Source organism: Syntrophobotulus glycolicus DSM 8271 (assembly GCF_000190635.1).
In the GTDB taxonomy this organism is placed as follows: Bacteria; Bacillota; Desulfitobacteriia; order Desulfitobacteriales; family Syntrophobotulaceae; genus Syntrophobotulus; species Syntrophobotulus glycolicus.
In genome coordinates this window covers 1,075,592-1,089,408 of sequence record NC_015172.1, presented here as the reverse complement: position 1 = coordinate 1,089,408, position 13,817 = coordinate 1,075,592, and the positions used below count along the sequence as shown (strand labels likewise).

At 51.2% G+C, this 13,817-nt stretch carries 14 protein-coding genes; 1 reads left to right on the top strand and 13 read right to left on the bottom strand.

Features of this window, described 5'->3' with window-relative positions; translation table 11 throughout:
- Nucleotides 1-13 precede the first annotated feature (13 nt).
- The 13 genes from SGLY_RS17480 to SGLY_RS05455 all read right to left on the bottom strand — a co-directional run bounded on the left by SGLY_RS17480 (nt 14) and on the right by SGLY_RS05455 (nt 12,606).
- A complete protein-coding gene (locus tag SGLY_RS17480; protein ID WP_013624289.1) occupies nt 14-262 on the bottom strand; it encodes a carbon storage regulator in 249 nt (82 codons plus the stop codon).
- Nucleotides 263-369: 107 nt separating this feature from the next.
- Complete coding sequence (locus tag SGLY_RS05505) at nt 370-801, bottom strand: hypothetical protein (RefSeq protein WP_013624288.1); 432 nt, start codon at nt 799-801, stop codon at nt 370-372.
- Nucleotides 802-813: 12 nt separating this feature from the next.
- A complete protein-coding gene (gene fliD, locus SGLY_RS05500; protein WP_013624287.1) occupies nt 814-2,715 on the bottom strand; it encodes a flagellar filament capping protein FliD in 1,902 nt (633 codons plus the stop codon).
- A 13-nt stretch (nt 2,716-2,728) separates the two neighbouring features.
- Complete coding sequence (gene flgL, locus SGLY_RS05495) at nt 2,729-4,105, bottom strand: flagellar hook-associated protein FlgL (RefSeq protein ID WP_013624286.1); 1,377 nt, start codon at nt 4,103-4,105, stop codon at nt 2,729-2,731.
- Nucleotides 4,106-4,118: 13 nt separating this feature from the next.
- Nucleotides 4,119-5,657: a flagellar hook-associated protein FlgK gene (flgK, locus tag SGLY_RS05490; protein WP_013624285.1), complete on the bottom strand. Its 1,539-nt coding sequence runs from the start codon at nt 5,655-5,657 to the stop codon at nt 4,119-4,121.
- A gap of 5 nt (nt 5,658-5,662) precedes the next feature.
- On the bottom strand, nt 5,663-7,186 hold the full coding sequence (gene flgK, locus SGLY_RS05485; RefSeq protein WP_013624284.1) for a flagellar hook-associated protein FlgK: 1,524 nt from the start codon (nt 7,184-7,186) through the stop codon (nt 5,663-5,665).
- 42 nt (nt 7,187-7,228) lie between these two features.
- Nucleotides 7,229-8,572 (bottom strand): flagellar hook protein FlgE, encoded by a 1,344-nt coding sequence (locus SGLY_RS05480; RefSeq protein WP_013624283.1) that lies wholly within the window; start codon nt 8,570-8,572, stop codon nt 7,229-7,231.
- A gap of 30 nt (nt 8,573-8,602) precedes the next feature.
- Complete coding sequence (locus SGLY_RS05475) at nt 8,603-9,394, bottom strand: flagellar hook capping FlgD N-terminal domain-containing protein (RefSeq protein ID WP_013624282.1); 792 nt, start codon at nt 9,392-9,394, stop codon at nt 8,603-8,605.
- Nucleotides 9,395-9,676: 282 nt separating this feature from the next.
- On the bottom strand, nt 9,677-10,372 hold the full coding sequence (locus tag SGLY_RS05470; RefSeq protein WP_013624281.1) for a response regulator transcription factor: 696 nt from the start codon (nt 10,370-10,372) through the stop codon (nt 9,677-9,679).
- Between the two features lie 96 nt (nt 10,373-10,468).
- On the bottom strand, nt 10,469-10,615 hold the full coding sequence (locus SGLY_RS18085) for a hypothetical protein (RefSeq protein ID WP_169312011.1): 147 nt from the start codon (nt 10,613-10,615) through the stop codon (nt 10,469-10,471).
- Between the two features lie 313 nt (nt 10,616-10,928).
- The gene (locus tag SGLY_RS05465; protein ID WP_041445078.1) at nt 10,929-11,216 is read right to left on the bottom strand and encodes a nucleotidyltransferase family protein; all 288 of its coding nucleotides are present in this window, start codon (nt 11,214-11,216) and stop codon (nt 10,929-10,931) included.
- Between the two features lie 303 nt (nt 11,217-11,519).
- Entirely contained in the window at nt 11,520-12,242 is a 723-nt protein-coding gene (locus SGLY_RS05460; protein WP_013624278.1) for a protein kinase family protein, read from the bottom strand.
- 4 nt (nt 12,243-12,246) lie between these two features.
- On the bottom strand, nt 12,247-12,606 hold the full coding sequence (locus SGLY_RS05455; protein WP_013624277.1) for a zinc ribbon domain-containing protein: 360 nt from the start codon (nt 12,604-12,606) through the stop codon (nt 12,247-12,249).
- Between the two features lie 683 nt (nt 12,607-13,289).
- Between SGLY_RS05455 and SGLY_RS05450 the strand changes: the two genes are divergently transcribed.
- Nucleotides 13,290-13,817 (top strand): RNA polymerase sigma factor, encoded by a 528-nt coding sequence (locus SGLY_RS05450; RefSeq protein ID WP_242822983.1) that lies wholly within the window; start codon nt 13,290-13,292, stop codon nt 13,815-13,817.

The window sequence follows — 13,817 nt, the reverse complement described above, 5'->3', positions numbered from 1 at the left end:
TATTCAGTTTTTTTTATATTTGACTTCCGGCTCCCGGGTTGCCGTCTGTCCAAATACCGTAATCTGTCCTGAAACACTCTGCCCTGGACAATCTGACTTTTTTGCGCTTTTCTTTCTCGTATATCTCGCCCCGCAGGATTCTCATTTCCCGCGGGGCCTGGATCGCCAGCCGCAAACAGCCGTCTTCCGTTCTTACGACCTTGATCTTGATGGTGTCGTCGATCATCACATACTCGCCGGGCTTTCTTCCGACTACCAGCATCAGTATCCCTCCTTGACGCTTCCCATCCGCTCTCGGCATTCCCTGCCGTTCATCAATCAGATTGGGTTTTTTTCCGCATCAGCGTTCACTTCCTCACGGGTTATTGCCTACCGGCCGATCTTTTTGTCGATGAAATAGCCGTACGACTGGGGGACTTTTTTGAGATATCCTTCACGGAGCGCTTTTTTGTTCAGCTGCAGCCGCCGTAAGCTTTCGGCGGCCAGCATTTTTTGCCTGGAGGCCTTTTCCGAGACGGCCCGGCTGAGGGCAATGATTTCCCGGAGCAGAGAGAGAATCTCCTCCCGCGCCTTGCTGTCGTCCTCCTCTTTTCCTGAATCCGCCTCTCCCGAAAGGTTCTCCCGCTGTCCTCCCCGGGCCAGCTCGTCCAGATAGCCCTGGCCTTCGGCCAGCAAGCTGGCGAGCAGCCCGGCATCCCCCCGCTCCAGAGCCTCGGATTGCCGGAGCCAGTTGCGCCGGATCTCCCCCAGAATCCTCAGCTCTTCCCGCAGACCGCCGCTGTCCTGTATTTCCCGCTCCATCACAGCTCCCTCCTATTCCAGGTAGGACAGGAGAGTTTCCAGCTGGGTGTTCATTTGGCTGATATAGGTCTCCATGGCCGAATATTTTTCATAATAATACTCTTCCTTCTCCTCCAGTCTGGCCAGCATGGCGTCCACCTCTTCTCCGTATTTTTCCAGGCGGGCGGTCAGGGTGTTGTCATATTCCGAGCCGTCGCCTTCCAGGCCGGCTTTTTCGATCAGCAGTCCTTTTTGCCCGTCAATTCCGGTATAAGTGGAAATATTGTCCTGAAGAAGATCATAGATCCGGTAGGCCAGTCCCTCTTCACTCGTCCGCACCTTTCTTTTTTCCGCTGTCAGGTTGACGACCGTCGTCGTCCCGGAATAGGATTGCGATTCCTGGGCGAACAGGTCCATCACCCCTTCCGGATCGGATTCGATCGCCTCCTTCAGCGCTTCCTCGTCAATGATCAGCTTGCCCTTGTCTTCATAAGCGCTGCTGGTCGTGATCCCGATCTCTGTGAGATGAAGGGAAACCCCGCTCACCGATGTATACAGGGCCGAACGCATATTTCGCAGCAGAGCGGCCAGGGTTGAATCGTTTTCCAGCATTCCGGTTTTGGCCTTTTTCTCCCAGGCCTCGATCTCATCATCAGACATCTCGGCCTTTTGATCAGCGGTCAGCGGCTGATAGTCCCGGTCGTATTCCTGGGAAATCATGCTGTTGATGGAATCAATCAGGGTGTTGTAGGCTTCCACGAAGCCGCTTATTTTTTCATAGACAGCGGCGGTATCCTGGGTCACCGCTACGGTCTGTGTCTCGGTGCTTTCCGCTTTCAGGGTATAGGTGATGCCGCTTACGGTCAGGGAATTGCCGCTGCGGGTGTATTTTTGACCGTCGATCAGGACCACCGCGTCCTCTCCCGCCGTATAGACACTGAGCCCGGTGGCCTCCAGAAAGGCGCTGTCCGTTTCGCTGAGGCTGAGCGTCCGGCCCGCCCCGGTCTGATCGGCCGTGATGACAAAGCTGTCGCTGTCTGTGCTGTAGGTCATGGTCACTCCGGCCCCGGAGGCATTGATCTCCTCCAGCATCCCGGCAAGTGTGGTGCTTTGGGAAAAGGTAAAGCTGACCTCGTTGATGGTCAGGCTGACCTCTCCCCCGGCATCAAAGGAAATCGGCGTCGCCAGTCTGGCGGAAATTTCCTCCAGGGTGGCCGTGGTATCCAGATAATTGGTCAGACTATCCTCCCCGGAAAAGCCCAGGGCGGCCAGGGTGCCGCTATCACCGGCGTCACTGAGGGTGATCGTGCCGATCCCGCTGTCCTCAGCCTTGGTCAGGGTGATCCTCCCGGTTCCGTCTCCATTGGTATCCGAGACCTTAATTTTGCCGCTTCCCACCGCCTCATCGATCGCTTCCTGCAGATCCTCCGGACCGGTCGTCCCTTCAGCCAGGCTGACCCGGTACTGGGTCCCGTCAAGCTCCACGATAAAGTCCCCTCCCGCCGCCGCCGTGAAATCGGCGGCGGCGGAGGCCGTTATCGGGCTGGTCACCGCCGCGGCGCTTTTGTACGAGGCGGCCGCCGCCAGGTTCTGGACCGAAACGGTATGTGAACCGGCGGCCGCCTCCGTGCCGGCGGTGATGGTTACCACGGATTCGTCGCTGGAGCTCAGGGCGTATTGCCGGTAAGCGGACTGGGAAAGCATGTTGGAGGAGGAGTTGGCGTAATTGAGATATTGATCGGCGAAAGCCCTCAATAAATTGGCTGCTTCCCTGTAGGCATCCTGTTTCCATTCCAGCAGCTGCTGCTTCTGCTTTAACTTTTCCAGAGGGATTTCCTCGGCCTCCATTAAGGATTCCACAATGCCGTCGACATCCAAACCGCTGACCAGTCCGGTGATCCGGGTTGTCGTGGAATAACTGCTGATGCTCGTCATCGGGCGCTCCCTCCTATTTGATATAATCCAGCAAAGTGTTTTGCATGACCTTGGCCCCGGCCGCTAAAGTGGCTTCATAGGCCGCCTGGGCGCTGGCCAGATGAATACTGACCTCGGCCAGATCGGCATCGTCATTTTGGGAAAGCAATTCCGTATAGGTCAGCTCATTGTTGTCCAACCGGGTCTGGGTCAGCTCCACATAGCCGGTTCTGGCCCCCAGCTCGGCTCTGGCCACCAGAACCCGGTTGATGTCGTCATCCAGATCCGCCAGCAGTCCGGATAGGTCCAGATCCTCCGTCACAACAGAGACACCGCTCGTCTGGTCATAGGCTGCCGTCTTATACTGGGTTTCCCCGCTCAAGGCCAGCTTGAGCTTGGCGAGCGTATTGAAGAGGTTGTCCGTCCCCTCGCCCAAAACGTCAGAGCCTTCCACATTGACCGTCACCCAGTTGTTGGTCCCCACTTTATAACGAATCTCCTCGCTGTCCCCGGCCGCGGAGGTCATCCCATCGGCAAACCCCAGCTCACTGACCTCGAGCGTCCCGCTGTTGATCGCTATCCTGTCGCCATCCTGAACCGTAAGCACGATTTTTCCGCCGGTCTGACTGACTTCAATCAGGGGGCTGACTTGGCCGGAGGAGGAAGGGAAAGCGCTGTTCAGCCCGCTCTGCAGGGCTGCCGCCAGAGAATCAGGATCATAGGTGGTCCCGTCCGTCAGGCTGATGGTCTGGCTGACTCCGTCCAGGGTTACGGTAAAGCTCAGGGCCGGTGAAGCCGCCGTATAGTTGGTAAAGACAGCTGAAGTGAGCTCCGCCTGGCCGCTGATGTGATCCATATTGTCCAAATAAAAAGCCTCCAGATCGCTGTCGGAAACCGAAGCTGAGACCACGCCGCCAAGGGATAAATATTTTCCGTTGTAAGTGATCATGTCCCCCACCGCGGTGGAGACGGCCTCTACCGGCGCTTCATCCGTACTGTAGCCGGCCAGGACATACCTGCCCCCGTAAGCGGAATTGGCGATCTCAATGATCCCGCTCTCCAGCTCCTCGATTTCCGCCAGGATTTTGGCCTGGTCCTCGGCGGTGAGGGTTCCGTTTGCCGCTTCTACTGTCTTTTCCCGGATGGTGGTTAAGATATCGCCGATCTGTTCCAGGGCGGAGTCCGTATAGGTCATCCAGGAGCCGGCGTCCTCGGCGTTTTTCTGCTGCTGCTGGATCTTGGCGACATAGCTGGTCAGCTTCAGAGACCTGGAGGCCACTACCGGATCATCGGAAGGAACCTCGATCTTTTTCTGGGACGAGGCCTGGGCCTGCAGCTTGGAAAGCCTGACCAGGTTATCATTAATCCTGGCAATCGTGTTTTGAATGATCATCGTATTGGTGATTCTCATCTTGGCACCTCTTTCAATCCGCGAATAAAGAGTTGATCGTCACATCGAGAACTTCATCCATCACGCTCATCACCTTGGCCGCCGCGTTATAGGCCAGCTGGTATTTGATCAGGTTGGAGGTTTCCTCGTCCAGCGAAACTCCCGCTACCGCAGTCCGGTTGGTGTCAATCTGAGCGGCGATGTTTTCGTGCAGGGTTGAGATCCGTCCCGCCAGAGAGGTTTCCACCCCTATCGTGGTGTAGATGGCATTGATGAACTCTTCCGGAGAGCCGTTGGCAAACACCCCGGAATCACTGAACATGGCGATCAATTCAGTAAGGTTGGCACTGTTTTCCGTTTCCCCGCTCACGGAAGAGGCCGCGATCTGACCGGGATCATTTTCCACCTCCGCGCTCAGGGAGATATTGGCCGCGGTAATCTTGCCATAAATCGAGGCCAGATCTGTTCCGCCCGCCATGAGCTCCTCCGAGGATAATCCGTCATAGGAAAAAAACCGGATTCCCGTGCCGTCATCCAGGCCGACCCCGCCGGCGTGCCCGCTGCCGTAAGTTTCTCCATCGGCGTAGACCCCTTCATTAAAGGCCTTGGCCAGAGTCTGGGCAAAGGTATTCAGCTGGCCCAGGTAATAGGGAATGCCTTTGAACGCCCCGTCCTGACCGTCCCCGCCGGCCATATCCAGATCACCCTTGATCTCCCCGCCTGTGAAGGTTACCTCGTTTCCGGTCTCGGCCCAGCGGACCTCATACAGGCCGTCGCTGGCCGAGCCGTCGCTGATGGCAGAGCATTCCAGCTTTTTCACACTGAAATGATTGACTAAGCTCACTCCGTTGATTTTGATGCTGAACCGCAAGTCTTCCTGTCCGTCAGCCAAGGTTCCGACCGCTGTCTCACTGACTTCAATACTGGCGATCTCCGAAAGCTGATCGACCAATACCGTTCGCTGGTCGCGCAGGTCATTGGCCGTGCCTCCGGTCAGCTCAGCCTTGTAAATCTGCTGATTCAAGGCGGAAATCCGGCCGGCCAGAGAATTGATCTCATCTACCTTGGTTTTGACCGCGCTGTTGGCTTCGGAGCGCAGATCCTCCAGCGTAGAGGCCATATTGTTTAAATATGTGCAAAAGGCCTCGGCCTCGGCCTTAACCGACGACCGGGCCGAATCATCACTGGGATCGCCGGCAAGATCCTCCAGAGCGGACACGAAGCTGCTTAAGGCATCATCCAGCCCGTCGGTGGAAGAACTGCTGAGCAGGGACTGGAGCTCGGAAAGAGAGGAGCTTTTCACCTGCCACTCCCCATATTGGGCATTTTCCTGCCAGTAACGGCGATCCAGAAACACGTTGCGGATTTGGACAATCGTGGTGATGTCCACCCCTGTCCCGACCATCCCGGCGCCATTGGCGGCAGCAAGGGCCCGGGAAGCCTTTTGGGCGACAACCTGTCTGGAATAGCCGGTCGTGCCGGCATTGCTGATGTTGTGGTTGATGGTATTCAATGCGGCCTGGCTGGCGGTGAGGCCTTTCAGTCCGACCGTTAACCCAAAAAATGAATTCATTTCGTTTACCTCCCGACCAGTCCCGTTTCTTCAATCAGTCTACCCAGCATGCCGTCGATCATGGACATCACCCTGGCACTGGCATTGTATGCGTGCTGGTATTTGAGCAAATTCGCCAGTTCCTCATCCATAGACACGGCCGATAGGGATTCCCGGCTGGATTCAGCCTGCTCGACCAGAGTCTCCTGGTTGGCGGCGGCGCTTTCGGCCTCCTCGCCTTCCGTCCCCAGCCAGCCTGCCAGCTCGGAATAATAGGCGCTGATGGTCATGGCCAGTCCGTCACAGTGAAAATACTCCGTCTCGGCAAAGGCCGCGATTTCGGCGGCAACAGCCCCGTCGTTTCCGCCGCCGATACTGGAGGCCGCGATCAGGTCTGTCTCCTCCAATTGCGGGTTAACCTGAATATTGCCGATCTCAAAAGGGAGATCCTCATCGATTTTGACAAAAAAGTCGATTCCGGTACTGCCGTCCAGACCCTCCCCGCCGCTGTGCAGGGCATTGATTTTCCGCGTCAGGAGACTGACCATGATGTTGAGGCCGCTGCGCAGCTCGGCGATCAGGTTCTCGCTTTCTCCCGTGAAATCATAGACAGCGGCGTCCGCGTCAACGTCCTCCTCTTCTGCCCCGGATTCCAGCGGGGAACCGTTTCCGGCGCTGCCCGCGCTTCCGTCCACGTCCCCCCGGGCTTCCATCAGGCTGAGCAGCATCCCGCTTTTCAGGTCCGGCTCCAGACCGCTGTTCGCCCAGAAAACCGTGTGAAAGGACCCGTTTGCGAGATTGGCCGCACAGGACAGCTCACTGACACTTGTCCCGTTCACGAGACTGACTCCCCCGACAGACACGTTGTACATGCCGTTGCTGTCCGTTGTGACATTGATCTTCACATATTGGGACAGGGTGTCCAACAAGGAATTCACCTCATCCCGGTAATCATTGGCCCGATCGCCGTTGACCTCGCAGCGGGCGATGATTTTGTTTAACGCCGCCACCTGCCCGGCGATCGTATTGATATCCTCCACCATGGACACGATCTGCTCGTCAAGATTGGTCTGAATCTGATCCAGCTGGGTCTCAAGCTGGTTGAACAATTCCACCAGGGAACCGGCATACCCCAAAAGAGAGGCTCTTGCCGAGGAGCTTTCCGGGTCCTTGCCAACCTCTTCCCAGGCGGCGAAGAATTCGTCCAGCGCGGTTTGGACACCGCCGTCATCAGCCAGATCATTCATGGCCGCCTCAATGCTTTCAACAGTGCTGGACCGGATCTGCCAGTAGCTGAGCGTGCTTTGCTCGTTCCGGTACATTCTGTCCAGAAATACACTGCGGATTTGGCGTATGGTTTCGATCCGTGTCCCCGTACCGACCTGGTACTGACCGGATTTGAGATAAGAGGCATCTGTCTGCACGACCTGCTGGCGGACATAGCCTGCCGTATCGGCATTGGAAATATTGTGTCCTGTCGTATTCAGCTGACTTTGACTGACGCTCAGTCCTGATGTCGCTGTCGCTATGCCGGCAAAGGATGAGCCCATCCTGTTCCCTCCTCCGGGAAAAAGCTCTGCTTCCCGTTTTGATTACCGTTTCATCTCGATAATGGTTTCCAGCATCTCATCGGCGGTGGTGATCATTCTGCTGTTGGCCTGATAGCCCCTCTGGGTGGTGATCATCTGGCTGAACTCCGTGGAAAGATCCACATTGGACATTTCCAGGGTCCCGGAAGACAAAGCTCCGTTGGCCATCACCCCGTTGGTGAATTCCCCGGAATTGGCCGTAGCCACATAGTAATTGGAACCGGTCTTTAAGAGGCCGGAGGGATTGGCGAAGCGGGCCAGGGCGATCATGCCCAGAGGCTGCTCGATCCCATTGGAGTAAACCCCCAAAATGATCCCGTTGGAATCAATGGAGATATCCTCCAAGGTTCCGGACGGGTATCCGTCAACTCCCTTTGTCTCTACCGAGCCGTCATCCGCCGATGTGCTGAGATTGGAAAAATCAAGCTCGATCTCATACTCACCGGCCCCCGAGGCGGAGGAGGGCGTGACGGTCATCGTCGCGGTCGGACTGTAGGACGAATCATCGGTGACCAGCTTGCCGTTACTGTCGAATTGCAGATAGCCGGAAGCATCGGTAAGCGCCGCGTCGCCGGAATCGGCCGCGACACTGTAATACCAGGTCGTGACCGGATCAGTGCCGCTGGCGTCCACATAGCATTTGGTAAAGCTGACGGTCAGCTCATGCTCATTGCCCAAGCTGTCATAAACCGTCATCGTGGTCGTATACTGGGCTTCCGGGTCGCTTGAGCCGATGTCGCTCAACCCGGAGCCGACAGCCGACTCGCCGGCGTCCAGGTTCCCGCTCAGGCTAACGTTGGCGGTCGCCTGCGCTTTCAGGATTTGTTTGTTGCCGTTATCCTCGTCGGAATAAAGATTGATCGCCTCGACCTCGCTGTCCGTATCAAAGGTATAGGTTCCGTCCGTATTGACGGTGTAATTCAACCAGCCATAGACATTGAGGCCGTCGCTGGTCACCAGATTGCCGCTGTCGTCAATGGAGAAATTCCCGGCCCTGGTAAACATATACGTGCCGGTGCTTCCGTTTTTCACGATGAAAAAGCCGTCCCCGTCAATACTGAGGTCTGTTGAATTGCCGGTGCTTTCCGTGCTGCCGGCTGTCATCAGGGTGTCAATCGACCCTATCCCGACACCGAGGCCGATCTGTTTGGCATTGCTGCCTCCCCTGCCGCTCGTGGAATCGGCGCCTGTGGCACTGCTCAGGGTCTGGCTCAAAATATCACTGAAGGTCACCCTGGAAGCCTTATACGCCACAGTGTTCACATTGGCGATGTTGTTGCCGATGACATCCATCTTTTTCTGGTGGGCCTGCAGTCCGGAAACCGCGGAAAATAATGCCCGCATCATCAAGAACTCCCCCTTTCCCGCTCAATTTTTTCAGCTGATGCTGTAGATGCCGTCAACCGGAATCTTCACCCCGTTCATGATTAAGGTCATGCTGCCGTCCTCTTCCTCTGTGGCGCTTTCCAGCACCCCGCTGATCTCTACTTCCTTGCCGTCGCTGTCCACAACCGTGGCGCTGATTTCCTCGCCGAGATGTTCATTTAAATAGTCCGCTTCATCGTCCGCGCTCCGGTAATCCTCCGAGGTTATGGAACCGAGCGTACACTGGACACCGTCGACCAGAGCGTAATCTTCATAGCTGCCTTTGACGACGCCTGCGATGGTCCCGGCCACATTGATGACATCCAGGGTTTCCGCGTTATAGATATATCCCTCGCAGCTTTTGCCGATCATCGCACTGAGACTGTACAGACTGGAGCGGTCATAATCATAGACAGCGCAGACGTCCGAAAGCTCAATGCTTTTCCCGCCGACCACCAGGGCCGCCTCCCCATTGCTCATGGTGACCGAATCGACCGTTCCTTCCACGGTCGTCGTTTCCCCGGAGCTGCCGGTGACCGAAGCGGTGATGTATTTTCCGGTCATGGTCAGCGCTTCCAGGGCCTCCAGACTGGTATTCATATTGGTCATCTGTTCCAGGAGGCTGAACTGGGCCAGCTGGGAGACATACTCCGTGCTGTCCGAAGGATTTAACGGGTCCTGATATTTGAGCTGTGTGACCAGCAGATTCAGAAAATCCTCTTTGTCCAGGCTGGTGGATGTATCCCTGCTCGAAGCCGTGCCGGCCGTCGTATAGGATGTACTGTTTACCGAACTGACGCTCATCTTGATCACCTCTTTTTTCCTGCTTGCTCATTTGACCGGATGATAACAAACAAAAACAGAATAATGAGGGATAGATTATGGTTTTTTATGGTTCAATATGGGAATTTGCGGTCAATCGTGATAAATAATGAAAAAAGGAGGCCTGGCCGCTCTCCCCAAAAAAGCTGAAAAAAGACAAAAAAAAACGCGGTCCCGCAGAACCGCACTTTGCTTTCATCTTTTTTTCTCTTCCTGTCAAACCCTTCGGAGATGTCCCCCCTGAGAGATCCCTCAGCGGGCCTTTTATCTGATATCGGCCAATGGATTGGTCAGCAATCTGTACCCGTATCCATATACGGATTCAATTCGCAGACAGCTCATTTTGCGCCGGAGCCTCCGGACAAGATCGTCTACCGAACGGTCCGAGCCGAAATGCTCCTCATTCCAGACATATTTTAAAATCTGCTCCCTGGAAAAGGTCCGAAAGGGGTTTTTCGCCAGCAGAAGCAGGAGGTCAAATTCCTTTGCCGTCAGGTTGATCACCGCCGTATCCTCCTGGACAATCCGGGCCAGCTCGTCAATCCTATAGGGCAGAAGCCGGTGCACCGGCGGGCTTCCCTGGATATCCGGGCTGCCATAGGTGCGCTCCAGCATTTTCTTGGCCCTTAAGGCCAGCTCCTTCGGCAGGAACGGCTTGGGCAGGTAGTCATCACAGCCGATTTCCAGGGCGATCACCCTGTCTGTATTGGAACTTCTCTCCGAAATCATGATCACGGGAGTCTCAGGGTATTTTTCCTTCACCTCATTTAAAATCTGATAGCCGTCGATATCGGGGATGCCGCTGTCGACAATCCACATATGGGGATTCTTATCGATATATTTGCACGCTTTCTCCCCCTGAACAAAAGATGTGATGGCCAGGCCTTCCTTTTGCAGGTATAAAGAAAGCAAATGATTTAAATTCATCTCATGCACAACAAGATATACCTGATACGTCATTTACATTCTCCGATCAGCACATAAAGAATCCCTCCTTCTCCATAAGGAATAAATGTCCGTCGCGAAGAGGTCAATGACACACTTACCGAGGCACATTTATTTGCATCCATACAATGTTAATTTTTTAGGTGTCCTGATAAAATTCCCTTTTTCTCTTTTATCGGATATCATTCTTGGAATTTCCTTGGAATTTTCTCTTTCAAGCGTATATTTTTTATGAGAATGGCCGCTTTTATTCATCATCCTCCTAAACTCATATCATCTTGTCATTGCCTTCCGGTGCGATATCCTCCTGTCTGTAAACAACGGCACCCATTTGCCCCGCAACTTCTCGGTGGCGCCGCTCCATGTTCCGCCTTTGCTGTAACATTCGGACAAAGGGAAAGGATACAGTATACTTTTGTATTCTCTGTACCCTTTCCCTTTCCATTATGCACACCCGGCAGAAAGCCGCATATATAGATTTCCTGTTTCTTTCAACTGATTTAACATTAGGAGTAATAAAGGCTTAGTTCTGGGCAAATCACTTTTTATTATTTCCCAGACTATCTCTGGATCATTGGGATGTTACCTCTTTCAGTACCTGCTCCCTAATCTGAGATTTAAGGGCATTAGGGGTAACCAGATCAACTTTTCGCTCCAGTATTTCCTCTAAATACAGTTTCAGGTCGATGAACTGAAACCCTACCGGTCGGGTAAATTCAACAATAATATCAATATCACTGTCTTCTTTCTGCTCATTGCGCGCATACGACCCGAATACACCGATCTTCCCAACAGAATACCGTTCTTCAAGGATCGGTTTATATTCTTGTAACTTTTCAAATACGTTTTTATCAAGCATGGCTATCACATCCTTTCCCAAGGAATTCTTCACGAAACCAGGTTTTCCTTCCATCCGGAAAGCTTCTGCCAATATGATATACAAGAAAGGGGATTCACATGAGCAGGATTTTGCTTTCTGAGGGTTCACCCTCTCTTTCCTGTTCCCGGTTTAAATCCATTTCTAATTTTTGTGTTGCATTGTTTAACGACTTGTCCAAATTTACTAGAAAAGCTCATCATATCCCCGACTTCAGGAGGAGGCAATTGATCTCCACTTACCTAAAGGTTACAATTACAGAAGATTTTCCCCCTGATTAAAAATTTACTGTGGTTTAAAAGCGTTGATAAAATCTGTTTCGATGTCGCAGATATTTTTATATCCTGCTTCAATACCCAATAACCTTTTCAACAACAACCTTTGTTCACATGTCAGCTCTAATTCTTTATGCCATGGCAATTTTTGATGTTTTTCTCTTTTTTCATAGGAAGAATAAAGTAAATATAATAGAAAATCTCCTAAGTAAGAAAAGTCCAAATCATACGGATATTGATTGTGATCGGCCCATCTTGCCAGCCCAAAATCTATAAGATATACCTCTCCGTTATCCATCAAAACATTAGGTGTTCTGATATCTCTGTGCACAACACCATTTTCATGAAGATACCTAATAATTCTGATGAGCTGATTCCCTGTATGATAAAATTCTTCATTCGTAAATTTATGTTTATCTTTAAAAAGCAGGTCTTTTACGGTATGTCCATGCTTAAATTCCAAAATAAATCCATAGAACCCTTTTTGATTGATCACGCCTAAAAGCTCAGGGACTCTTTTATCCTTGAGCTTTGATAGGATTATTGCCTCATACATATTTTTCTTTGAATTCTTTTTCAAAATGCTTGGTTTGAACTTCTTGATGACAACGACATTACCACTGCCTGTCCTGGCAAGAAAACACGTTGCATATCTGCCTTCACCAAGGGGTCTTTCAATGGTGTATTGATCGAGTTGTTTACCGGAGTATCTTTTTGCTCTCCATAACCACATCGTTCTACCCGTTTACTTTATTGCCGCACTTCAGACAGAATTTTGCGTTTGCAGGTAATTTCTCTCCGCAGTTTGTGCAAAACAATGATTCACTAACCTTTTCCCCACATTCTAAGCAGAATTTTGAACCTGCCGGAATTTGGGCGTTACATTTACCGCAAATGACTGCACTTGCAACGGGTTGATTTTGCCCCGGCGTATTGGGGTATTGATTCCCATGATTATTGTAATGACCACCAGACCCGCTTCTCGAAGCAATCATCTTAAATAAATCCCCAAAAAATCCTTTCTTTTGGTAGTGGTCACTCCCCTGATTTCCTCTCTTATAATGCTTTCCTTTCGACGACCTTGAGAAAAAACTCATCGTTTTACACCTCTTTTTCATTTCATGATAGATGGGCTATGTGAAGGTAAATAAAAAGACCTTTAACATAACCCCCATCATGGATTATGTTAAAAGTCTCGTTACCGAATTCGGTTACAAAGCCAGGTTCGATATGATCTCCCCAGTGCATGTTGACCTTGTAATTAAAACTACTCCCCTTTAACTATGCATATAATATTACTATAAGAAGAAACAGCTTGTCAATCATCTATGGAGAATAGGGGCTGCATACCAAAGGACCCACTAAAATTCTCCCGTTTCGGTTTATCTGGACTAAGGAAAACGGTGGTATATCTTTACAAAATATTTTTACCCATATGGTTAATCTTAGTTAATCAAGTGGAAGTTGGTAGTGGTTTGGGCAATATACTAAAAAAACAAAAGTATATAAAGATATGTTATGATGAACATTAGTAGAAAAATGTGAAACAAAGAGAACTTATATTTCCATAATGTGCAAAAAAGACGATTGGTCTAGTTTGATTGCAGCAGCCCAGGCCGCCATTAGCAACAAAGGCCAATCAAAATGAGTCTTAAAATGGTATTATTCTCTATGATTAACCGAATTTCCTTTTGACTGAGACTTTAAAAAAGTCTCTTTTTTGTGTAACTTTTTCATCAGCCAAATAGTCTATAATTGGGAAAGAGGTTTACCGGTACCTGTGAAAGGAAAGATTTATTTGGATGCTGAATTTTCTGCTTTATATCAGAAATATAAAAACCCCCTATTCTCTTATATCTTTTATCTTGCCGGAGACAGAGCGGTTGCTGAGGAAATATGCCAGGATGTTTTCCTAAAGGTATACTTAAATATCGCCAAATTTGAAAACAGGTCCAGTTTTAAGACCTGGATTTACAAAATAGCAAAGAATACATATCTTGACCATGTTCGAGCCCGCAAGAGAGAAGCGCCAATTGATACTATAGAAATTTGTGCTCAAGAAATCCAAGACAAAGGCATAAGTCCGGAAGAACATGCCGTTAATCTGGCCAACAGGGAGCTTATTTCCAAAACCTTCCATCAAATGAATGAAAAATACCGGATGCTTGTAATCCTTCGGGATATCCAGAATCTATCCTACAAAGAAATAAGCGATATTACGGAAATGACGTTAAACGCTGTTAAAACGGGTATTTTCAGAGGGAGAAGAGAGTTTCAGAAAATTTATGAAGAACTGGAGGATCTTTGA